The organism is Limnohabitans sp. 2KL-17 (assembly GCF_003063415.1).
Lineage (GTDB): Bacteria > Pseudomonadota > Gammaproteobacteria > Burkholderiales > Burkholderiaceae_C > Limnohabitans_A.
This window is the reverse complement of sequence record NZ_NESK01000003.1, coordinates 18,440-38,926: the sequence shown is the minus strand read 5'-3', so window position 1 is coordinate 38,926 and position 20,487 is coordinate 18,440. Positions and strand designations below refer to the sequence as shown.

Here is a 20,487-nt window from a genome sequence, read left to right as displayed (position 1 = left end):
CGGCACCGTCACAAAGCGGCCAATTTGGGCAACACCCTTTGTGCGTTTCGGCAAGTGGCAGCAGCCAGCTCGGCCAGTGGCAAGCCACGCAAATCGGCCAACACCTCTGCGATTCTTGGCAACTGTGCCGGGCTGTTGCGGCCTTGGGCCGCGCCCTCCGCCCGTTGGTCAGCCGTTTGGTAGAGCCAGTGCGGCGGCATATCGGGCGCGTCGGTTTCCAGCACGATGGCGTTCAGGGGCAAATCACCAGCCAGACGCCGCAACTGCAAGGAACGGTCATAAGTCAGCGTGCCGCCAAAGCCCAATGCAAAACCCATGCCCACAAACGCTTGTGCTTGCTGCACGCTGCCATTGAAGGCGTGGGCAATGCCCGAGGGCACTGGACACTGGCGCAAGCCTTTGAGCAAGAGGTCCGCAGACCGTCGCACATGCAAGATGACGGGCAAACGGTGTTTGTGCGCCAGCTTCAACTGGGCCAGGTAAAAAGCCCATTGGCGCTCGCGCATGTTGGGGGTACACAGCTCAGGCACAAAAAAATCCAGCCCGATCTCGCCCACCGCCACCAGCCGGGGGTCGTCACGGCGCTCCGCCAGTGCCTCGTCCAGCGCTTGCAAGTCTTCGGGCTGGGCCAGTGGCACATGAAGCGGGTGAATGCCCAGAGCGTAAGCATCGCCGTGGCGCAAGGCCAGCTGGGCCACTTGGGCCCAATCCGCACGCTGGACCGCCGGCAACACGCAATGCGTGACACCGACTTGGCGAGCCGCCTCTCGCACTGCGTCGCGGTCGGCGTCAAACTCGGGTGCGTCAAGGTGGCAATGGGTGTCGATCCACATCCCTCAAACCCGTCTCAAGTGGGCGCTTGCAGCACGCCCTTGACCAGGTGCAATTGCCGGTCACAGCGCGCTGCCAGCTGCGTGTCGTGGGTCACCACCACAAAGGCTGTGCCGCGCTCACGCGCCAGTTGCAGCATCTGCTCAAACACGCCATCGGCGGTCTCGCGGTCCAGGTTGCCTGTGGGCTCGTCAGCCAACACACACGCCGGGTCATTGACCAAGGCGCGGGCCAGCGCTACACGCTGGCGTTCGCCACCCGACAATTCCGAGGGGCGGTGGTGCAAGCGTTCGCCCAAGCCCACAAGCTGCAACCATTGCGTGGCCACCGCAGCCGCTTCGGCGCGGTCTTGCCTGCGAATCCACAAAGGCATGGCCACGTTGTCCAGCGCGCTGAACTCGGGCAACAAATGGTGAAACTGGTACACGAAACCCAGATAGCGGTTGCGCCACAGGCCTTGCTCTGAAGCGCTCAAGGCGGACAGCAACTGGCCCTTGAGTTGCACCGAGCCTTGGGTGGGGGCATCCAACCCGCCCAGCAAATGCAGCAACGTGCTTTTGCCCGAACCCGAAGCGCCCACGATGGCCAGCGTTTCGCCGGCATGCACCTCCAAGTCCACCCCTTGCAGCACAGTCACATCCAGTCGGCCTTCGGTGAACCGCTTGGTCAGGCCTTGGGCTTTCAAAACGGCATCACTCATAACGCAGCGCCTCTGCAGGATTGACCTGGCTGGCGCGCCAGCTGGGGTAGAGCGTGGCCACAAAGGCCAGCACCAAAGAAGTCAGCGCCACGGGCCAGATGTCACTGGCGAGCGGCTCGCTGGGCATGCGACTGATCAGGTAAATGTCACGCGGCAAAAAACTGGCATTGAACAGTGTTTCCAGCGCGGGCACGATCACGTCGATGTTGAAGGCCACCAGCAGGCCCAGCAACAAGCCGCTCATGGTGCCGATCACACCCACTGTGGCGCCCTGCACCACAAAAATACCCATGACGCTGCGCGGACTGGCCCCCAGGGTGCGCAGGATCGCGATGTCGGCCCGCTTGTCGGTGACGGTCATCACCAGCGTGCTGACCAGGTTGAAGGCGGCCACTGCAACGATCAGCGTGAGGATGATGAACATCATGCGTTTTTCGACCTGAACAGCGGCAAACCAGGTTTTGTTTTGCTGCGTCCAGTCGCGCACGAAAAAGGATGGCCCCAAATCCAGTTGCAAGTCGCGGGAGACCTCACGGGCCAGGTGCAAGTCCTTGAGCTTCAAGCGCACCCCGCTGGGCCCTTCGAGGCGGAACATGCGAGCTGCATCGTCCACATGCATCAAGGCCAGCGCCGAGTCGTATTCGTAATGGCCTGAAGAAAATGTACCCGCCACGCCCATTTGCTTCATACGGGGCACCACGCCTGCGGGCGTGACTTGGCCCGAAGGCGACACCAAAGTCACCGGGTCACCGGTCTGCAGACCCAGGTTGCTGGCCAGGTCGCGGCCCAGCACCAGGCTGAAGGCGCCCGATTTCAAGCGCGACAACACGGCCGCCTGAGTGTCCGACGACAGGTCGCTGACTTCGGGCTCCAGCGCCGGGTCGATGCCCCGCACCAGCACGCCCTTCATGTCTTCGCCCCGCGCCAGCAAAGCCTGCGCCGTGATGAAAGGGGCCGCACCCACCACCTGAGGGTGCGACTTCAGGCGGGCAAGCAACGCCGGCAAGTCGGCCACTGCAGCGCCGTCTGCGGCATACACCTCAATGTGCGAGACCACGCCCAGCATGCGGTCGCGCACCTCTTTTTGAAAGCCGTTCATCACGCTCAGCACGATGATCAGTGCCGCCACCCCCAGGCCAATGCCCATCATGGACACGCCGGAAATGAAAGAAATGAAGCCATTGCGCCGGGTGGCGCGGCCTGCGCGCGTGTAACGCCAACCAAGAACCAGTTCGTAGGGGATGTTTTTGAAAAAAGACATAAGCCGCTATTGTGACCAATCGACCGGGGCCGTTTCCGCCCTCCGCAGCAAAGCCTGCGACTGGTGAGCCATGGCGGTTTTCTGCGCGAGGGACCGTCAGCTTTATTGAGCCCATGGTTTTGCAAGGGGCTTTCGTATTTTAAAAGCCCTGAACACCATGCGTTTAAGCTCTCAGTTTTGGCAGCGCCTTGCGCGGCGTTCCAGCCTTTTGCACCCATTACCCAGCCCATGAACCACCCTGCCCTGCCTTTGTTTCCCGGTTTTGCGCACCAGAAAGTCGAAGTCGCCCCGGACCTGCAGATCTCGGCCATGCTGGGTGGCCAAGGCCCTGCCTTGTTGTTGTTACACGGGCACCCGCAGACTTTGGCGATCTGGCACAAGGTGGCCCCCACTTTGGCCCAGCATTTCAGCGTGGTGGCGGCCGACCTGCGGGGTTATGGCGACTCGTCCAAACCCGAGGGCGGGCCGAACCATGCCGCTTACGCCAAGCGCAGCATGGCGCAAGACCAAGTGGTTTTGATGCAGCGCTTGGGCTTTGACCAATTTCATGTGCTGGCGCATGACCGAGGGGCCCGTGTGGCCCACCGGATGGGCATGGACCACCCGCAGGCTGTGCGCCAAATGGTCTTGCTCGACATCGCGCCCACGCTGGCCATGTACGCCCAAACCAGCGAGGCCTTTGCACGGGCTTACTGGCATTGGTTTTTTTTGATCCAAGCGCAACCGATGCCTGAACGTTTGATTCAAGCCAACCCGGCCGCCTACGTGACCGATGTCCTGGGCAATCGCAGCGCCGGGCTGGCCCCCTTCGATGCGCGGGCGCTGGCCGAATACCAGCGCTGCTTGGCCCTGCCGGGCGCAGCCCACGGGTTGTGCGAAGACTACCGTGCTGCGGCCAGCATCGACCTGGTGCACGACCGGAAAGACATCGCCATGGAGCGGCGACTGGAGATGCCCATTCAAGTGCTGTGGGGCGAGCAAGGCGTTGTGCAGCGCTGTTTTGACCCGCTCAAGGAATGGCAAAAAGTGGCCAACCAAGTCAGCGGCCAGGCCCTTCCCTGCGGCCACTACATCGCCGAAGAAGCACCTGAAGCTTTGCTGGCGCAGGTGCTGCCGTTTTTGAACCGGACGCCCGCATGAGCCAGCACAACCGGCGCGGCATCCTCACCATGACCGGGGCCATGGTTTTTTTTGTCGTCAACGATGCGCTGGTCAAGTGGGTCAGCACCGATCTGCCCACGCCGCAATTGATTTTTGTGCGCGGCGTCATGACCACCGCCTTGCTGTTGGCCCTAGCGGCTTGGATGGGCCAGTTGAGCTTGTGGCGCAGCGCGCTCACCCGCTCAGTGCCCACCCGGGCCCTCGTCGACAGCCTGGCCTCCTTCACCTACCTCACGGCGGTGTTCCACATGCCGCTGGGCAATGCCACGGCGATCAACCTGGCCGGTCCCTTGTTTTTGACGATGCTGGCAGTTTTCTTTTTAAACGAACGGGTGAGCTTGGGCCGCTGGGCTTTGATCTTGTTGGGCTTTGCAGGCGTGCTGCTGGTGGTGCAACCGCGCGCGGGCGAATTCAACGCCTACGCTTGGCTGTGCCTGTTGGCCGCCATGCTGCACGCCGGGCGCGATTTTTTGACACGCCTGGTGCCCGCCCAAGTGCCCTCTTTGCTGATCACCTTGTCCACCGCCATGATGGTGACGTTGCTGGCGGGCGTGTGGAGCATGTTCGAGCCTTGGCGCGCCATGAGCATGGCGCACATCGGGCAGTTGTTCGCTGCGGCCATGTGCCTGGCAGCGGCTTATCACCTGCTCACGCTCAGCATGCGTTGGGGCGATATGAGCGTGATCGGGCCTTTTCGCTACAGCGGCTTGCTGATGGCGTTGCTGCTCGGTTATTTGATGTGGGGCGACGTGCCCAACGGGCTGGCTTGGTGCGGCATTACGCTGGTGGTGGCAGCGGGTTTGAGTTTGCTGCAGGCCGAGCGCCTGCGCAAGCAGGCCTTGCTGGCCATGGAGTGAACTCCGCCCGGCCATAACTGCTGGCTTTGCACGCTAGCGACAAGCCACAGCCAGCGCCTGATCAATGTCCCACAGGATGTCGTCCAGGTTTTCCAGGCCGACCGAAATGCGCACCATGTCGGGCGGCACGCCTGCGGCCATTTGCTGGGCTTCGTCGAGCTGGCGGTGGGTGGTGCTGGCCGGGTGACTGATCAGTGTGCGGGTGTCACCAATGTTGACCAGATGGCTCATGAACTGCGCCGATTCGATGAACTTGACCCCTTGGGCCAAACCGCCTTTCACACCAAATGACAACAGGCCCGAGGCGCCGCGCATCTGGCGCATCAGCAAGGCGTGTTGCGGGTGATCAGAAAGGCCAGGGTAATTGACCCAGGCGACTCGCGGATCGGCTTGCAGGTATCGGGCCACGCCCAGCGCGTTGTCGCAGTGCTTTTGCATGCGCAAGGGCAGGGTCTCGACGCCTTGCAATATTTGCCAGGCGCTCATGGGGCTGAGCGCAGCGCCAAAAACGCGCAGGCTTTCCATGCGGCAGCGCATGGTGAAGCCGAAGTCGCCAAAGGTCTCGTAAAACTTCACGCCGTGGTAGCCCTGCGAGGGCTCGGTCATCCCCGGAAATCGGCCGTTGTCCCACGGAAATTTACCCCCTTCGACCACCACCCCACCCAGTGTGGTGCCGTGCCCCGCCAGGTATTTGGTGGCCGAATGCACCACGATGTCAGCGCCCAGCGCCAGCGGGTTGCACAGCATGGGGCTGGGCACCGTGTTGTCAATGATCAGGGGCACGCCGTACGCATGGGCCACCTCGGCCACAGCGGTAATGTCCAGCACCACCATGCTCGGGTTGCCCAGGCTTTCAGCGTAAACGGCCCGGGTATTGGGCCGCATGGCGGCTGCAAAAGCCTCGGGCTGGGTGGCATCGACAAAGCTGGTCTTGATGCCGAACTTGGCCAGGCTCACGGCCAGCATGGTGACCGAGCCACCGTACAAGGCACCTGCAGCCACCACATGATCGCCCGATTGCAAGATGGTCATCAAGGCCATGGTTTCAGCCGCCATGCCTGACGCACTCGCCACGGCGGCACGCCCGCCTTCCAGCGCGGCCACCCGCTCTTCGAGTACCGCCACCGTGGGGTTGCTCAGGCGCGAATACACATTGCCAAAGGTCTGCAGATTGAAAAGCGAGGCCGCATGCTCGGCGCTGTCAAACACAAAGCTGGTGGTCTGGTAAATGGGCAAAGCACGAGCACCTGTGACCGCGTCGGGGATTTGCCCGGCGTGAATGGCCAGGGTTTCGGGGTGGAATTTTCGGTCGGTCATGGTGGGAAAAAAATGTGGCTGGATGCCGCGTGATGGGGTCGTTCAAGCAAGGGCAGTGCCGTGGCGATGCCTTTGGGAAAAGTTCACAACATTCGGCGCGCCGAGATGATGCCCGTGTTGACACCGACCCAGTTCAAGCCTCCAAACAGGCGGGCATGTTCGATCTTGACGCAACGGTTCGTGACCGAATCAAGACCGGCCTGGCGTGCCAGGGCATCGGCCTCGGGGTTGGCCACGCCCAGTTGTTGCCATAAACAAAGCGCGCCGATCTGAACCGCTTGCTGCGCAATCGGCAACACATCTTCAGCACGCCGAAAAACATCGACCATGGCCACCTTGAACGGGATATCGCTCAGGCTGGCATAGCAGGTTTCCCCCAGCACCTGGCCACCCGCGTAGCGCGGGTTGACAGGCACTACGCGAAAGCCGTGCGACTGCATGTACTTGGCCGCGAAATAACTGGGCCGATGCCATTCGGCAGACAAACCCACCACAGCGATGGTGCGGCAGGTGGTGAAAATGCGCCGCAGCGCCTGCAAGTCATTGTTCATGGCACCTTGTTCCAAAAATTCAACCTGTTCAAGCCCATCAGTAGCGCGTCTGCCCGCTGGCTTTCATCTGACGGGAAGCCCAGGTGGCGCAAAGGGAAAGGACCAGGCACACCGCCATCACCCCCAGGTAATGGCCACTGAAGTCAAAGACCGCCCCCGCCAGCACAGGCCCCAGCAGATTGCCCAAAGCCGCACCACTGTAAAGCGTGCCGACCACGCTGGCCACCGATTTTCCGCCAAAGTAATCCATGCACAAAGCCGGCAAAAGCGACACGATGCTGCCATAACTCAAACCAAACCAAAGAGCAAACAAGGCCAGCAAGGCATGCCCGCTGGCTGCCCCCCACAACAAGTAAGACGCCCCCATGGACAGTTGCATCAGCACCAGGGTTTGCGCCCGACCCAGCCGGTCGGCCACCAGACCAATCGCAAAGCGCCCCACCAGACTGCCCACACCGATCAGACCCACCAGCCCGACAGCCAGCGCCTCCGTCAGGCCCAGATCTCGCGCCGATGCCGACACATGGGCAAAGGGGATGAACATGACGGGCGAGGCCAGTACGGTGGCCAGGTAAAGCCAACGGAATGTGGGCGTGCACAGAGTCTCGCGCAATGTCAAGCCACTGGCCAAACCCCCTGCACCGGCGCTCATGCCCGGCCCGTTGGTGGCAGGCGCTCGTCGCAGCAAGGCCGCCGCCAGCAGGCCCAGCACCAAAACCCCCAAGGCCAGGGCGCGCATCGCCTCGCGCCAGGGCATGGGGCCAATGGCCATGGCCACCAGCACCGGCACCAGCAAGGTGCCCGCACCCACACCCGAACTGGCAATGCCCCCGGCCAGGCCTCGGCGGGTGGTGAACCAGGGCTGAACACTGGCAATCGAGGGCGTGTAGACCAGGGCAATGCCCAAGCCCACCAGCAGGCCGTAACTGAGGTACACCGCAAGCAAGGAAGTTGCCCAACTGGTGGCCAGCAGACCCAGTGCAATCAGGGCCATGCCGGCCGAGCACACCACGCGGGGGCCGAATCGGTCGGCCAGCATGCCGCCACCGGCGCCCAAGACAAAGTAAACAAAGCCGGACAGACCAAAAATCCAGGACACCTCGGCCCGTTGCGCCGAAAATTCCGCAGCAAACGGTTCAAAAAAAGCCGCGAACGAATAAGACACCCCAAAGATCAGCGCCAGGCAAACAAAGGTGGCCCAAACCACCACCCAGGCGTAGGGGGTCTCTTTCATGCGGTCTCCGGTGTTCTTGAATTGTGGATCATTGTGCCTTTGAAAATGCGACAAGCCTTCCACCGGAAAGTGACTGACAAGATCAGCCTTTTTGATTCGGGTAAATTCTCAGCACGCCCATAATGATTTTCCAAACCGCTTCAAAGGCCCGGCCATGAACGCCACAGAACGTGACCAACTTCAGCAATTTTTGACCGCTCTGCGACAAACCCGCGCAGACCCCAAAGACCCGATGGCCGACGACCTCATCCGCCAAGCGGTCGCAAACCAGACCGATGCGCCTTACTTGCTGGTGCAACGTGCCATGGGTTTGGGCATGGCCCTGGATGCAACGCAAATCCGCATTCAGCAACTGGAGGCGCAATGCGCGCAGCAGCAGGCCCTGTTGCAGGCAACGCAAGCGCCCGCACCTGCGCCCAGCGGCTTTTTGATGTCCGGGTCACAGGCCTGGGGCAGAGGCGCAGAGGCACCTGCCGCGCCACCCATTGAAACGGCAAGCAAGCCCATGCCCTCTCCTGCCGCGAGTTCGCCTGCCTTGGCACCCCAGCCCGGCGCGAGCTCTTGGGGGGGTGGTTTGATGGCCCAAATGGCCACCACTGCAGCGGGTGTGGTGGCTGGCGGCCTCCTGTTTCAGGGTGTTCAAAGCCTCATGGGTCGCAATACGCCGGCACCGCATGAGGCATCCCCCCTGAGCAGCGCTCAGGAAGAACCCCTGCAGGGACTGGTGTCACCCTCGGCAGAGCCTGCCGATGTGGCAGATGCGGGCGATGTGTCCTGGGACCAGGGCGAAGACTGGGCCTGATGTATGAACAAACCCCAACCAGAGCACAAGTCCAAAAGTCTGGAAGATGTGGTGCTCAAGTTCATCGAGAGAAACAACCGGGCCATCTGGGCCGTTATTTTTGCCATCGCCCTGGCGGTGATTTATGGCGTGAACTCGCGCTGAAGCTTGTAGCTTCAGTGTTCTTTGGCGCAAGCCCCCATCGGGTTTGCAAAACCTGGCTAAAGCAGCGCAAAGTCAGGTTTGCTTGGTGGACCCGTCAGCCTGCGCTGCAAGGGAACACCCGGCACGCGTGGGTTTGACCGGGCCTGCGACAATCAATCCCCATGCACCTGATCATTCCGTACGCGGCCAGCCAAGCTTTCATGGACCCAGCCGCCTGGCTTGGTTTGAAACTCCCCCACTTGCAAACATTGCTGAGCCTGTTGCAGCGCCAAAAAGCGCTGCAAGACAGCGAAGATTTGACCCTTCACATGCCACACGAACGCCTTCTGGCCGAGGCGCTGGGCTGGGCGCAAGACAGCGCAGCACTGCCCTGGGCCGCATGGCACAGCGCACAACAAGGGCAAGCCAGCGGCACGACACAGGCCTGGATGACCCCCTGCCATTGGCAGATCGGCATGGACCAGGTGGTGATGCTCGACCCGGCCAGTCTGTTTTTGTCCGACGATGAGTCGCAGCAATTGCTGCAGGCCATGCAACCGTTTTTGCAAGAAGACGGCTTGCAAGTGACCTGGCACAGCGCCCTGGCCTGGCACGCGCAAGGCGACATGCTGGCCGAAGTGCCCACAGCCTCGCTCGACCGGGTCATCGGCCAGAACGTGAAACCCTGGATGCCTAACAGCCCCACCGCCCATCACGCGGCCAAACCGCTGCAACGCCTGCAAAGCGAGATGCAGATGCTGCTTTACAACCACCCGGTGAACGACGCCCGTGAAGCGCGCAGACAACACACCGTCAATACATTCTGGCTGCACGGTGCAGGCACACTGACCGCCGGGTCTGGCGCTTTGGTTCAGCCTGTGGCCATGCCCGATGGCTTGCGCGCAGGCGCCTTGCGCGGTGACCTGCAAGCCTGGCAGCAAGCCTGGCAACAGCTTGACGCGACCGCCGTGTCCGACTTGCTCGAGCACTGCCAAGCCACAGGTCAGGCCACGCTGAGCCTGTGCAGCGAGCACACCGCGCACACCTACGAGGCGGTGCCTGCCACTTGGCACCAACGAATCACTCGCCTGTTTCAAAACACCACACCTGCAACGGCACTGGCAGCCCTGATCACCCCATGAATTTACTGACCCGAGATGTACCGCCCCGAAGCGCCTGGGCGCTGGAACAAGCCGGCATCCACCCCCTGCTGGCGCGCCTTTACGCGGCACGTGGCGTGCAGTCCAAAGCCGAACTGGACGACGCGCTGAACCTGCTGCTGCCCCCGACAGACATGCTGGGCACCACCGAAGCAGCCCGACTGCTGGCCGACGCCATGGCTGCCAACAAGCGCTTGTGCATCGTGGCCGATTACGACTGCGATGGCGCGACCGCCTGCGCAGTGGCCGTGCGCGGCCTGCGCATGCTCGGAGCGCTCAACGTGTCCTATCTGGTGCCCGACCGGGTGATCGATGGTTACGGCCTCACGCCCACCATTGCTGAACGCGTGCACGCCCAAGGCGCCGGCGTCTTGATCACCGTGGACAACGGCATTGCCAGCGTGGCTGGCGTCCAGGCCGCGCAGGCACTTGGCCTGCAAGTGCTGGTGACCGACCACCATTTGCCGGGCAGCGAATTGCCCACGGCCGAAGTCATCGTCAACCCCAACCAGCCGGGCTGCGGCTTTGCCAGCAAATCGATCGCGGGCGTGGGTGTGATGTTCTACGTGCTGCTGGCCCTGCGGGCCGAGTTGCGCCAACGCGGCATGTTTGATGCATGGCCTCAGCCGAGACTGGACGCCCTGCTGCCGCTGGTCGCTTTAGGCACCGTGGCAGACGTGGTGCGGCTGGACCCGAATAACCGCCGCCTGGTGGCGCAAGGCCTGCGCCGCATACGCGCCGGTGCCCTGCCCCCGGGCATGGCGGCGTTGATGCGTGCGGCCAGCCGCGAAACCGCCAAGGCCACGACGTTTGACTTTGGCTTTGCCCTCGGGCCGCGCATCAACGCCGCGGGCCGTTTGGCCGATATGACACTGGGCATTGAATGTCTGCTGACAGACGATGCAGGCCGCGCCGACGAACTGGCCAAACAACTGGATGCCATCAACCGCGAACGCCGTGTGATTGAGGGCGACATGCGGGAAATGGCCATGGAGATGGCCGAGTCACTGTTTGACGAAGGCGACGAGCCACCCCCCGCCATTTGCGTGTTCGACCCGGATTTTCACGAAGGGGTTGTGGGTATCGTGGCCTCGCGCATCAAGGACAAACTGCACCGCCCCACGTTTGTTTTTGCCGCGAGCAGTGCTCCAGGCAAAGAACACGAACTCAAGGGTTCAGGCCGCTCCATTGCGGGTTTTCATTTGCGCGACGCACTCGACTTGGTGGCCAAGCGTGCGCCGGGCGTGCTGCTGCGCTTTGGTGGCCACGCCATGGCTGCGGGCTGCACGATTGCCGAAGAACACCTCGATGTGTTTGAAGAAACACTCAACCAGGTGGCCCTGGAGTGGCTGGACGCAGCCACCTTGCAACGGCGGCTCGAAACCGACGGCCCGCTGCCCGCTGAATACCGCAGGGTGGACCTGGTCGAAATGCTGCACCACGAGGTCTGGGGCCAGGGTTTTGCACCGCCCGTATTTTGCGAAGAGATCGAGGTGGTCTCGCAGCGCTTGGTGGGCGAAAAACACCTCTCGCTCAAGATGAAGCACCAAGGCCAGCCAGTGGATGGCATCTGGTTCGGCCGCACCGAGCCTTTACCCGCCAAGGTGAAACTGGCCTACCGGCTGGACGCCGACGAGTGGCAAGGGCAAAAGCGGGTGCGCTTTTTAGTGGAAGGCGCCGAACTCTAAGAAATGCCGGGCATCAGTGCTTGGTGGCCACCTTGGCTTGCAGGGCGTTGAGCACCGGCGCTGAAACGAGGCCAGCCACGTCGCCGCCCAATTTGGTGATTTCCCGGACCAGCGTGCTGCTGATGTGCTGCACACCCGCGCTGGCGTGCAAAAACACCGTGTCCACTTCAGGGGCCAGATGGCGGTTCATGCCGGACATCTGGGTTTCGTAGTCGTAGTCGGTCATAGAGCGCAGGCCACGCACAATGACCTGCGCGTTTTGAGCGCGCACAAACTCCACAATCAGGCCATCAAAAGGCAGCGCCTTTACATTGGAGCAATCGGCCAGCGCGGCCTGCACAAGCGCCAGCCGCTCATCCAGCGAAAACAGGGTATTTTTGTGATGCGCCCTGGCCACGGCAATGATGACCTCGTCAAACATCTGCGCAGCACGTCGAATGGCGTCTTCATGCCCCAGCGTGAGCGGGTCGAAGGTGCCGGAATAAACAGCGATGACTGCGGCAGTGTCGGATCGGCTCATGGCGATGTCCTTGAGGGGCTTGGATGGGCTTGACTGTCCAGATCGGGATTATGCGGCGCGTTGCAACAAATGGGCATGCACGGCGCCCGCCTTGAGGTGGCGCACGCATTGCAGACCCAGCGCGTCCAGCGCCTCGGTGGTCCATCGCACGGGCGCTTCCAGGTAAATCCAGCCGCCGGCGGGCACGGCCTTGGTGGCTGCTTTCAGAGCGGGTTCAAACCAGGGGCCATCAAAGGGCGGGTCGATGAACACCAGGTCCACACTGCCTGCCGTCAAATGCCCCAAAAGGGTCACTGCGTCACCGCGCTGCACGTTGACCATGCTGGCTTTCAAGCGCATGGCGTTGTCTTGCAAGTCGCGCACCAGCACCGCATCTTGCTCGATCATCAGTACATGGGCGGCGCCGCGAGATGCAGCTTCCAGTCCCAGCACACCGGTGCCAGCGAATGCATCCACGCAGCGCCAGCCGCTCAGGTCTTGCCCGAGCCAGTTGAACAAGGTTTCTCGCACACGGTCAGGGGTGGGCCGCAGACCGGGTTTGTCAATGACCTTCAGCCGGGTGCGTCGCCATTGCCCCCCAATGATGCGGACCTCGTGCGAGGACTCCCCTTTGGGTGACCGGTGAACGGGTTTCTTGGCGGTGGGTTGACGGGCTTTTCCGCTGGCAGGTGGCCGTAAAGTTTTCGATGAGCGCATAGGCTGCAAGTGTATAGGCCATGGCGCACACCACTGAGCTGTGAAATGATCGAAGCCAAAGTCCTGCAAGCCGTCCATTGTGCTTTTGACGGCACAGACATGACGCGCATCAAACAAGCCGCAGTTAGCGCTTTGCCGGATGGCGCAGGCAATCTAGAGTGTTATTTGTTATCAGCTCGATGCAAAAAACATGACCCGCACAGACACAAAAGCCCCGATTTCACATTTTTCCAATTGCCACCTTGGCATCTTTGCCCAACTCGCGCACATGGGGGATTTGCCGGCCTTGCTGGGACCGGCTGCACAGGCCAGAAAGATTGCCGAGGAATCGCGGGCCTTTTTCAGTCAAGGCCTCTACAGCCACCACAGCGAGGAAGAAGAAGATTTATTCCCGGCAGTTCGCCAAAGCGCCAACGCAGGCGAAGAGCGCCTTCGGGTCAATGAATTGGTCGAGCGATTGACGCAAGACCATCGGGCCCTGGAAAAGTTGTGGGAATCGCTGGAGCCTGGTTTGCGCAAAGTAGCCAAAGGTCAAGACACCACGCTTGATGTGCTGGCACTGCAGTCACTGGTGAAACGCTACCAGGCACACGCCCAGGTCGAGGAGCAAGAATTTTTGCCCTTGGCCCAGACCATTCTTGGGCGCAACAACAACCACATGGCAGCCTTGGGCCTGACCCTGCACATGCGGCACTTACCCCACTTTGTGGCACACATTTGAGCGTTCAGGGCTGTGTGCCCACCACCACTGTGACCATCCGATCGGGCTGCAGGACACGTGCCATGGCCCGGCGAATATCCTCAACACTGACCCGTTCGACTTGTTGAGTCCAGGTGTCCAGGTAATCGAGCGGCAAGCGGTTCCAGGCGATGTTGGCCACGTTGTCCAGCAGCTTTCTGTTGCTGTCGATGCGCAGCGCGAAACCACCCATCAGGTTGGATTTGGCAGCCTGCAACTCGGCCCCGGTCGGCCCCTCGCGCACAAAGGCTTGTATGACGTCCTTGGCCACAGTCACGGCTTGTGCCGCCTGGTCAGGTCGGGTTTGCAAGCCCACGGTGAAGGCCCCCGCGTGCAGGCCCGGCGAGAAGTAGCTGTAAACGCTGTAGCTCAGGCCCCGCTTCTCGCGCACCTGCTCGGTCAGGCGCGAGACAAAACCGCCACCACCCAGAATGTGGTTGCCCACCAGCAAAGCAAAAAAGTCGGGGTCGCTGCGCTTGTAACCAGGCTGGCCAATCAGCACATGCGCCTGGGCCGAATCAAGCGGGATATTCAGGTTTTTAGCCTCGACCAAGGGCGACACCTCGACCACGGGGGGCAATGGCTTGCAGCCAGACTCGCGCGGCCATTGCGACAGCAAACCCTGCACCAGGGCATCGGTCTGTGCCCGGCTGAGCGCACCCACCACGCTGACCGTTGCACGACAGGTCTGCAAGGCCTTGGCATGCAGGTTTTGAAGATCTTGCGCACTGATGCGCAACAAAGATTCGGGTGTGCTGCGGTACCCGTAAGGGTGCGTGCCGTACACCGCAGAGGCGAAGCGGTGCTGCACCTGGGTGCCGGGCTTGGTGAGCGATTCACGGATGGAGGCGCTCAGGCGCTCACGGTCACGCAGCCAAATCGCTTCAGTAAACGCCGGATGGGCCATTTGCCGGGCTGCCAAGGCCACCGCTTTGTCAAGCAGGTCGGGGTAACTCAAGCTGCGCAGCGAAAAACTCAGGCGGTCTGCGCCAGCGCTGACGCCAAAACTGGCCCCCAGGTCAGCCCAAGCTTCACCGATCTGGTTTTCGTCCATGGCTGGTGCATAAGGCCCCTGAGCTTTCGGGTGGGCCCGCATGCCGTTGGCGATTTGCCCCGCCATGACCGAGGCCAGGCCGGCCTGATTTGCCGGGTCGCGGCGGCTGCCTGCGTCGAGGTCAATCTGCACATCGACCATGGGGATGGCGTGGCTCTCGACCAGGTAGACCCGCGCCCCACTGGGCTGCGTCCAGTGCTGAATGGGCAAGGCCGCATGCACCCAACTTGAGGCAGCACAACACGCCAGCAGCAGGGCGGATCGCAGCAGTGCGTTTGGGGCCATCGACAGGCAACAGATCAGGGACATTTTGCTTTGGACTTTCATGACGAGACGGCGGCTCAATGCCTGGCACCCGATACAGCACGCCGGGCACGGGGCTGCCCCGACGGCGGCTGGGGCCGCAGAATCGCCACCGTGAGACTGTCGTCACCGAAATACTTTTGAGCAACTGCTTGCACCTGCGCAGGCGTCACTTGACGGAGCCGCGACATCAGTTGCGCGCCATGGTCTGGCGGCAGGCCCAGCGTCCAGGCCACGCCCAGTTCTCGGGCCTGGTTGAAAACCGAATCGAGCTTGTAGATCTCGCTGGCGACCCACTGGGTCTTGACGCGTTGTAACTCGGCTTCGCTCACGCCATCGGTGGCCACCCGCTGGATCTGGGCGCGCAATGCGGCTTCCAGGGTTTCAGCACTTTGTCCTTGGGCGGGCACACCCTCCAGGTAGAAGAATTGCGGTCCACGGCCCATCAGGCCGTTGTGCGCCCCGACACTGTCGGCCAAGCGCTTGTCACCCTGGGTCAGTGCTCGGTCCAGACGCGCACCGCTGTAACCGTCCAGCACCGCCGCCAGCACCGTCAAGGCCAGGGCATCGTCGTGCTCGGGGGTCACTTCCAGGCTGGCCAGACGTGGCACCTTGAAGGCCAAAGCCACATAAGACTGCTCGGCGGGCGCTTTGAACTCGAATCGGCGCAAGCCCTGCTGCAGTGGCTCTTGCTGGGGCTTGCGCTCTGCCAGAGGCCTTGCCGCAATGGCACCGTAATATTTTTCTGCCAGGGCCTTCACCTGCAGCGGGTCAACATCACCGGCTACCACCACGATGGCATTGCAGGGCGAGTACCACTTGCGGTAAAAATCTCGGGCATCTTGCGCCGTCATGGCCTCCAGGTCGCTCATCCAACCGACGATGGGACGGCGATAGGGCGAAGCCGACAAGGCAGTGGCAGACAGCATTTCGTGCAATTGGGCGCGTGGGTTATCGTCGGTGCGCAGACGGCGTTCTTCTTTGACCACCTCCAGCTCTTTGACAAATTCGGCGTCGGGCCACTGGTTATTGGCAAATCGGTCGGACTCCAGGCGCATCACGGCTTCCAGCTGGTTGGACGGAATTTGCTGGTAGTAGCCGGTGTAATCCTTGGATGTGAAGGCGTTTTCTCGGCCCCCAAGTGCGGCCACGCGGCGCGAAAACTCGCCCACCGCCAAGCTGGGCGTGCCTTTGAAAAGCATATGTTCTAGCACATGCGCCACGCCACTGGTGCCGTCCACCTCGTCCATCGAACCCACCCGCAGCCAGACCATGTGCACGGCCGTGGGGGAGCGGCGGTCGGGTTTGACCCAGAGCGTCATGCCGTTGGCCAGGGTGAACGTGTGTACCTGGGCCAAGGGGACAGTGCCTGCTTTACGGTACGGAGCGATCGGTGCCTGGGAGGCTTGCGGCGCCTGTGCCGATGCACTCCAGGCTGCGGTCGACAGGGCGATCGCCAGAGAGATGCCCAAGAAAATATTCGGTTTCATAGAATGCATGATCCTTTAAATCCACGCCATGTTCAGTTTCTTCAAAAAAAAATCCCCTTCCACCGAGGTCATATCGACCCCCAAGACCGATGTGACCCCTGTTGCAGCTTCGGCGCCGCCTGGTCAGCAGACTTCTGCGGCTGCTCCAGCCGCAAATGGGCAGCCATTTGAGGACAAGGAACAGGTGGCCCCCTCTGCCCGTCAAGGCTGGCTGGACCGCCTGAAAACGGGTTTGCGCAAAACCGGCGCCAGCATCACCACCGTGTTCACGGGCACCCGAATCGACGACGATCTGTACGAAGAACTGGAAACCGCCTTGTTGATGGCCGATACCGGGGTGAAAGCCACCGAGCATTTGCTGCAAGACCTCAAACGACGCGTCAAAGAGGCCAAGGCCACGGAACCCTCGCAGGTCAAAACCCTGCTGGCCGATGCCATCACCGACTTGCTGCTGCCCCTGCAAAAACCCCTGGCCATTGGTGATCACCACCCCACCGTGATCATGGTGGCGGGGGTCAATGGGGCGGGCAAAACCACCTCGATCGGCAAACTGACCAAGCACTTGGCCGATGAAGGCCTGAGCGTGCTGCTGGCCGCTGCCGACACCTTCCGCGCTGCGGCCAAGGAACAACTGGCCGTCTGGGCTGACCGCAACACCGTCGAAATCGTCAGCCAGCAAGGTGGCGATCCGGCTGCCGTGAGCTTTGATGCGGTCAGCGCAGGGCGTGCCCGGGGGCGCGATGTGGTGCTGGTGGACACCGCAGGTCGCCTGCCCACGCAACTGCACCTGATGGAAGAGCTGAAAAAGATCAAACGTGTGGTGCAAAAGGCCGACAGCACGGCCCCGCATGAGGTGCTACTGGTCCTTGACGGCAACACCGGCCAGAACGCGCTGGCCCAGGTGCGCGCCTTTGACGACACGCTGGGCCTGACGGGCCTGATCGTGACGAAACTGGACGGCACGGCCAAAGGGGGCGTTTTGTGCGCCATTGCGCGCGAAAAGCCCATCCCGGTGTATTTTATTGGCGTGGGCGAGAAGCTTGAGGACCTTGAAACCTTCAACGCACGAGAGTTTGCACAAGCCCTGCTGAGTTGAGCATCCCGTTTAAGTGTCAGCCAGGACACCGACCCCGCCCTTAGATTAAAGCAAAATCATGGAAAACCCTAGGCCGATTCGGCAGAGGGGGTGCACCTTTAGCACTCTCCAGCAGAGAGTGCTAAAATTTACACATTCTGAAAGGAGTTCTGGTATGAACATTCAAACTGGTTCGCCCACCACGGCAATCATGCTGAGCAATCCTTGGGCTGTGGTGCCCTCGCTCGGTCACCTCGACGCGTATATTTCTGCGGTCAACCGCATGCCCATGCTGACCCTTGATGAGGAGCAGGAAGCTGCCCGTCAACTCAAAGCCAACGAAGACCTCGAAGCAGCCCGCAAGTTGGTGCTCTCACACTTGCGCCTGGTGGTGTCCATATCGCGCCAGTACCTGGGCTATGGCTTACCGCATGGCGACCTGATCCAGGAAGGCAACGTGGGCCTCATGAAAGCGGTCAAGCGATTTGACCCCGATCAGGGCGTGCGCCTGGTGAGCTATGCGATGCACTGGATCAAGGCTGAAATTCACGAGTACATCTTGAAAAACTGGCGCATGGTCAAGGTGGCCACCACCAAAGCCCAACGCAAGTTGTTCTTCAACCTGCGCTCCATGAAACAGGGCTTCAAAGCAGACGCCGACGAAGGCACCCACCGCGACACCCTGACGCCTGACCAAGTCGATTCGATGGCCCGCAGCCTGAACGTCAAGCGCGAAGAAGTGCTGGAGATGGAAATGCGCATGTCCGGCGGCGATGTGCTGCTGGACCCGGCACCGTCCGACGATGGCGAGCAGGCCTTTGGACCCATTGCTTACCTTGCCGATGTGAACCACGAGCCGACCGCCATGATTGAGGCACGCCAGCGTGACGTGATGGCCAGCGATGGCCTGACCACAGCCCTGGATGTGCTGGACGCCCGCAGTCGCCGCATCGTTGAAGAGCGCTGGCTCAAGGTGAACGACAACGGCTCAGGGGGCATGACCTTGCACGACTTGGCTGACGAGTATGGCGTGAGCGCTGAACGCATCCGCCAGATCGAAGTCGCGGCCATGAAAAAAATGAAGAAAGCTTTGGTCGAATTCGCTTAAGACGATCTGACAGTTGCACACCGTCGCTGTACCCGGTCTTGACCGGGTATTTTTTTACAGGGCCGAGGTCGTGGCTAAAAAAGCCTGGAACACATCTGCGATAAAGTGCTCACAACCATTTACGTCAGGATTTTTGAATGACCTTTTCCAAATTTTCGGATTATTCGCATCGCGTTTTTCGCCATGCAACATTGGCGTTCATGGCCTTGAGCATGTCCTCCGCTTTTTCAGCGGACTGGCCCAGCCAGACCGTCAAACTGGTGGTGGGCTTTCCTGCAGGCTCCAGCCCTGACCTCACCGCTCGGGCCTTGGCCGAGCCCTTGGCCAAGGCCCTCGGTCAAAACGTGGTTGTCGAGAACAAGGTAGGTGCGGGGGGAAATATTGCAGCTGACTTTGTGGCCAAAGCCACCGATGGCCACACCCTGGGCCTGATGATCAACGGGAACATGACCATTGCCCGCATCTTGAACCCCAAGGTGCCCTACGACCCCCTGAAAGACTTGGCCCCGATCAGCCTGATCGGCAAAGCACCGCTGGTGCTAACCGTCCCCGCCAATGCGCCAGGCCAATCTGCAACAGAATGGCTGGAGCAGGCGCAAAAGGCGGGGGACAAACTCAGCTATGCCTCGCCAGGTGTGGGCACTGTGGCGCATTTGGGCATGGAACTGCTCAAAACCAAAGCGGGCATCGCGCCCGTGCATGTGCCCTACCCGGGCAACCCGCAAATCATCACCGCCATGATCGGTGGCCAGGTTCAACTGGCCTTGCTGCCGCCCGCCATGGCGGCGGCCCAAGTTCGGGGTGGTAAATTGCGCGCTGTCGGCACGACCAGCACAGGCCGCAGCCCGGTCGCACATGATGTGCCCAGCCTGGCTGAAATTGGCGTAAAAGATTACCAGTTGGAAATCTGGAACGCGTTGGCTGCACCGGCCTCCATGCCTGAGGCCATCGCCAGCAAACTGTCTGCTGCGGTCAGTGACATCGTGCGCTCACCCGATATGCGCGAGCGTTTGTTCCAGCAAGGCTGGCAAGTGGTGGGCTCATCTCCCGAGGGTTTGCGCAACAGGATCAATGTCGACACGAAGGCCTTGGGTGCCATCATTCGAAGCCAAAAAATCGAGATAAACTGAATACCGAGACCTGAAAAAGCCCTTCTTCAAGCGCATTCAGGTCTGAAGATGTCTTGATCTATCCAAGACAGTACTCACTGACCTTTGAGCAAAATCTTCACATCGGCAGCCAAAGTCGCTGCACCACTGGCATGCCGGTTATAAAGTCTTACCCTGCCCTGGGGGTCGAAAGTAAAGCTTCCCGCCGAGTGGTCCATGGTGTAACTGGTGGGCGTTTTGCCCTCGACCTTTTTGTAATAAATCTTGAAGTCCTTGGTGACCTTGGGCAGTTGCTCCAGGGTGGGGCGCAGGGCCACAAAGTCAGATCCGAAATTGGCCACATAGGCTTTCAGCAATTCGGGCGTGTCGCGCTCGGGGTCCACCGTGATGAAAATGCCTTGCAACCTGGCCCCATCTGCACCCAGTAATTGTTTGGCTTCGGCAATCTCCTGCAAAGCGGTGGGGCAGACATCAGGACATTGGGTGAAGCCAAAAAATACCACCACCACCTTGCCTGCAAAGTCTTTGAGGGTGCGCACCTGACCCTCCTGATCGCTCAATACCCAGCCTTGGGCATAGTCAGCACCGGTAATGTCCACGCCGCGAAATGCGGGTTTGTCGTCAGCGCACCCCAGCAACCCTCCCGCTGCAACAACCCATGCCATCGCCAAGGCCCATCTGGAAAAAACACTGCTCTGAGCCATGGTC

Annotated in this window: 21 protein-coding genes; 10 read left to right on the top strand and 11 right to left on the bottom strand. The window is 61.2% G+C overall.

The window, feature by feature from the left end:
* Nucleotides 1-8 precede the first annotated feature (8 nt).
* Genes B9Z45_RS01945 through B9Z45_RS01935 form a run of 3 tightly spaced genes read right to left on the bottom strand, consistent with a single transcriptional unit; the run spans nucleotide 9 to nucleotide 2,792 of the window.
* Nucleotides 9-833, bottom strand: a complete 825-nt coding sequence (locus B9Z45_RS01945) for a TatD family hydrolase (RefSeq protein WP_108405558.1) — start codon at nucleotides 831-833, stop codon at nucleotides 9-11.
* Between the two features lie 14 nt (nucleotides 834-847).
* Nucleotides 848-1,531, bottom strand: coding sequence for a lipoprotein-releasing ABC transporter ATP-binding protein LolD (gene lolD, locus B9Z45_RS01940; RefSeq protein WP_108405557.1), 684 nt, complete (start codon nucleotides 1,529-1,531; stop codon nucleotides 848-850).
* Nucleotides 1,524-2,792 carry a lipoprotein-releasing ABC transporter permease subunit gene (locus tag B9Z45_RS01935; protein WP_108405556.1) on the bottom strand — a complete coding sequence of 423 codons (1,269 nt, stop codon included), beginning with the start codon at nucleotides 2,790-2,792 and terminating at the stop codon, nucleotides 1,524-1,526. The genes lolD and B9Z45_RS01935 overlap by 8 nt, the downstream gene beginning before the upstream one ends.
* Nucleotides 2,793-3,020: 228 nt before the next feature.
* Here B9Z45_RS01935 and B9Z45_RS01930 point away from each other — a divergent pair, with 228 nt between their 5' ends.
* Complete coding sequence (locus B9Z45_RS01930; RefSeq protein ID WP_108405555.1) at nucleotides 3,021-3,932, top strand: alpha/beta fold hydrolase; 912 nt, start codon at nucleotides 3,021-3,023, stop codon at nucleotides 3,930-3,932.
* Nucleotides 3,929-4,810, top strand: coding sequence for a DMT family transporter (locus tag B9Z45_RS01925; RefSeq protein WP_108405554.1), 882 nt, complete (start codon nucleotides 3,929-3,931; stop codon nucleotides 4,808-4,810). Before B9Z45_RS01930 ends, B9Z45_RS01925 begins: the two co-directional genes overlap by 4 nt.
* A gap of 33 nt (nucleotides 4,811-4,843) precedes the next feature.
* Here B9Z45_RS01925 and B9Z45_RS01920 read toward each other — a convergent pair whose 3' ends face one another.
* The 3 genes from B9Z45_RS01920 to B9Z45_RS01910 form a co-directional block, all read right to left on the bottom strand.
* Nucleotides 4,844-6,127: an O-acetylhomoserine aminocarboxypropyltransferase/cysteine synthase family protein gene (locus tag B9Z45_RS01920; protein ID WP_108405553.1), complete on the bottom strand. Its 1,284-nt coding sequence runs from the start codon at nucleotides 6,125-6,127 to the stop codon at nucleotides 4,844-4,846.
* Between the two features lie 83 nt (nucleotides 6,128-6,210).
* Complete coding sequence (locus B9Z45_RS01915; RefSeq protein WP_108405552.1) at nucleotides 6,211-6,678, bottom strand: CoA-binding protein; 468 nt, start codon at nucleotides 6,676-6,678, stop codon at nucleotides 6,211-6,213.
* 37 nt (nucleotides 6,679-6,715) lie between these two features.
* A complete protein-coding gene (locus B9Z45_RS01910; protein ID WP_146180859.1) occupies nucleotides 6,716-7,912 on the bottom strand; it encodes an MFS transporter in 1,197 nt (398 codons plus the stop codon).
* A 154-nt stretch (nucleotides 7,913-8,066) separates the two neighbouring features.
* Between B9Z45_RS01910 and B9Z45_RS01905 the strand changes: the two genes are divergently transcribed.
* The 4 genes from B9Z45_RS01905 to recJ all read left to right on the top strand — a co-directional run bounded on the left by B9Z45_RS01905 (nucleotide 8,067) and on the right by recJ (nucleotide 11,685).
* Nucleotides 8,067-8,714, top strand: a complete 648-nt coding sequence (locus tag B9Z45_RS01905; RefSeq protein ID WP_108405550.1) for a DUF2076 family protein — start codon at nucleotides 8,067-8,069, stop codon at nucleotides 8,712-8,714.
* Nucleotides 8,715-8,717: 3 nt separating this feature from the next.
* Nucleotides 8,718-8,858, top strand: coding sequence for a hypothetical protein (locus B9Z45_RS17000; RefSeq protein ID WP_158270357.1), 141 nt, complete (start codon nucleotides 8,718-8,720; stop codon nucleotides 8,856-8,858).
* Between the two features lie 161 nt (nucleotides 8,859-9,019).
* Nucleotides 9,020-9,979 (top strand): hypothetical protein, encoded by a 960-nt coding sequence (locus tag B9Z45_RS01900; RefSeq protein ID WP_108405549.1) that lies wholly within the window; start codon nucleotides 9,020-9,022, stop codon nucleotides 9,977-9,979.
* Entirely contained in the window at nucleotides 9,976-11,685 is a 1,710-nt protein-coding gene (gene recJ, locus B9Z45_RS01895; protein ID WP_108405548.1) for a single-stranded-DNA-specific exonuclease RecJ, read from the top strand. Before B9Z45_RS01900 ends, recJ begins: the two co-directional genes overlap by 4 nt.
* Nucleotides 11,686-11,698: 13 nt before the next feature.
* Here the strand turns inward: recJ and coaD are convergent, their stop codons facing one another.
* Nucleotides 11,699-12,205, bottom strand: coding sequence for a pantetheine-phosphate adenylyltransferase (gene coaD / locus B9Z45_RS01890; protein ID WP_108405547.1), 507 nt, complete (start codon nucleotides 12,203-12,205; stop codon nucleotides 11,699-11,701).
* 48 nt (nucleotides 12,206-12,253) lie between these two features.
* Nucleotides 12,254-12,901 (bottom strand): 16S rRNA (guanine(966)-N(2))-methyltransferase RsmD, encoded by a 648-nt coding sequence (rsmD, locus tag B9Z45_RS01885; RefSeq protein WP_108405661.1) that lies wholly within the window; start codon nucleotides 12,899-12,901, stop codon nucleotides 12,254-12,256.
* Nucleotides 12,902-13,091: 190 nt separating this feature from the next.
* Between rsmD and B9Z45_RS01880 the strand changes: the two genes are divergently transcribed.
* Nucleotides 13,092-13,622 (top strand): hemerythrin domain-containing protein, encoded by a 531-nt coding sequence (locus tag B9Z45_RS01880; protein WP_108405546.1) that lies wholly within the window; start codon nucleotides 13,092-13,094, stop codon nucleotides 13,620-13,622.
* Between the two features lie 4 nt (nucleotides 13,623-13,626).
* On the opposite strand, the gene B9Z45_RS01875 is transcribed toward B9Z45_RS01880, so the two are convergent.
* Together B9Z45_RS01875 and B9Z45_RS01870 are read right to left on the bottom strand one after the other, a co-directional pair.
* Entirely contained in the window at nucleotides 13,627-14,979 is a 1,353-nt protein-coding gene (locus B9Z45_RS01875) for a pitrilysin family protein (protein WP_108405660.1), read from the bottom strand.
* A gap of 56 nt (nucleotides 14,980-15,035) precedes the next feature.
* Complete coding sequence (locus B9Z45_RS01870) at nucleotides 15,036-16,487, bottom strand: pitrilysin family protein (protein WP_108405545.1); 1,452 nt, start codon at nucleotides 16,485-16,487, stop codon at nucleotides 15,036-15,038.
* 28 nt (nucleotides 16,488-16,515) lie between these two features.
* On the opposite strand from B9Z45_RS01870, the gene ftsY reads away from it, so the two are divergent.
* The 3 genes from ftsY (at nucleotide 16,516) to B9Z45_RS01855 (ending at nucleotide 19,800) form a co-directional block, all read left to right on the top strand.
* Entirely contained in the window at nucleotides 16,516-17,583 is a 1,068-nt protein-coding gene (gene ftsY / locus B9Z45_RS01865) for a signal recognition particle-docking protein FtsY (RefSeq protein ID WP_108405544.1), read from the top strand.
* A gap of 154 nt (nucleotides 17,584-17,737) precedes the next feature.
* The gene (rpoH, locus tag B9Z45_RS01860; protein ID WP_108405543.1) at nucleotides 17,738-18,670 is read left to right on the top strand and encodes an RNA polymerase sigma factor RpoH; all 933 of its coding nucleotides are present in this window, start codon (nucleotides 17,738-17,740) and stop codon (nucleotides 18,668-18,670) included.
* Between the two features lie 137 nt (nucleotides 18,671-18,807).
* Entirely contained in the window at nucleotides 18,808-19,800 is a 993-nt protein-coding gene (locus tag B9Z45_RS01855) for a tripartite tricarboxylate transporter substrate binding protein (RefSeq protein WP_108405542.1), read from the top strand.
* A gap of 74 nt (nucleotides 19,801-19,874) precedes the next feature.
* Here B9Z45_RS01855 and B9Z45_RS01850 read toward each other — a convergent pair whose 3' ends face one another.
* Complete coding sequence (locus B9Z45_RS01850) at nucleotides 19,875-20,483, bottom strand: SCO family protein (RefSeq protein WP_108405659.1); 609 nt, start codon at nucleotides 20,481-20,483, stop codon at nucleotides 19,875-19,877.
* Between the last annotated feature and the right edge of the window lie 4 nt (nucleotides 20,484-20,487).

Coding starts and splice junctions, on each gene's coding strand:
- rsmD (WP_108405661.1), bottom strand. CDS start 12,901: ATGCGCTCATCGAAAACTTTACGGCCACCTGCCAGCGGAAAAGCCCGT.
- ftsY (WP_108405544.1), top strand. CDS start 16,516: ATGTTCAGTTTCTTCAAAAAAAAATCCCCTTCCACCGAGGTCATATCG.
- B9Z45_RS17000 (WP_158270357.1), top strand. CDS start 8,718: ATGAACAAACCCCAACCAGAGCACAAGTCCAAAAGTCTGGAAGATGTG.
- B9Z45_RS01930 (WP_108405555.1), top strand. CDS start 3,021: ATGAACCACCCTGCCCTGCCTTTGTTTCCCGGTTTTGCGCACCAGAAA.
- B9Z45_RS01935 (WP_108405556.1), bottom strand. CDS start 2,792: ATGTCTTTTTTCAAAAACATCCCCTACGAACTGGTTCTTGGTTGGCGT.
- B9Z45_RS01905 (WP_108405550.1), top strand. CDS start 8,067: ATGAACGCCACAGAACGTGACCAACTTCAGCAATTTTTGACCGCTCTG.
- B9Z45_RS01850 (WP_108405659.1), bottom strand. CDS start 20,483: ATGGCTCAGAGCAGTGTTTTTTCCAGATGGGCCTTGGCGATGGCATGG.
- B9Z45_RS01900 (WP_108405549.1), top strand. CDS start 9,020: ATGCACCTGATCATTCCGTACGCGGCCAGCCAAGCTTTCATGGACCCA.
- recJ (WP_108405548.1), top strand. CDS start 9,976: ATGAATTTACTGACCCGAGATGTACCGCCCCGAAGCGCCTGGGCGCTG.
- B9Z45_RS01945 (WP_108405558.1), bottom strand. CDS start 833: ATGTGGATCGACACCCATTGCCACCTTGACGCACCCGAGTTTGACGCC.
- lolD (WP_108405557.1), bottom strand. CDS start 1,531: ATGAGTGATGCCGTTTTGAAAGCCCAAGGCCTGACCAAGCGGTTCACC.
- B9Z45_RS01880 (WP_108405546.1), top strand. CDS start 13,092: ATGACCCGCACAGACACAAAAGCCCCGATTTCACATTTTTCCAATTGC.
- B9Z45_RS01855 (WP_108405542.1), top strand. CDS start 18,808: ATGACCTTTTCCAAATTTTCGGATTATTCGCATCGCGTTTTTCGCCAT.
- rpoH (WP_108405543.1), top strand. CDS start 17,738: ATGAACATTCAAACTGGTTCGCCCACCACGGCAATCATGCTGAGCAAT.
- B9Z45_RS01920 (WP_108405553.1), bottom strand. CDS start 6,127: ATGACCGACCGAAAATTCCACCCCGAAACCCTGGCCATTCACGCCGGG.
- B9Z45_RS01870 (WP_108405545.1), bottom strand. CDS start 16,487: ATGAAACCGAATATTTTCTTGGGCATCTCTCTGGCGATCGCCCTGTCG.
- B9Z45_RS01875 (WP_108405660.1), bottom strand. CDS start 14,979: ATGGCCCCAAACGCACTGCTGCGATCCGCCCTGCTGCTGGCGTGTTGT.
- coaD (WP_108405547.1), bottom strand. CDS start 12,205: ATGAGCCGATCCGACACTGCCGCAGTCATCGCTGTTTATTCCGGCACC.
- B9Z45_RS01910 (WP_146180859.1), bottom strand. CDS start 7,912: ATGAAAGAGACCCCCTACGCCTGGGTGGTGGTTTGGGCCACCTTTGTT.
- B9Z45_RS01915 (WP_108405552.1), bottom strand. CDS start 6,678: ATGAACAATGACTTGCAGGCGCTGCGGCGCATTTTCACCACCTGCCGC.
- B9Z45_RS01925 (WP_108405554.1), top strand. CDS start 3,929: ATGAGCCAGCACAACCGGCGCGGCATCCTCACCATGACCGGGGCCATG.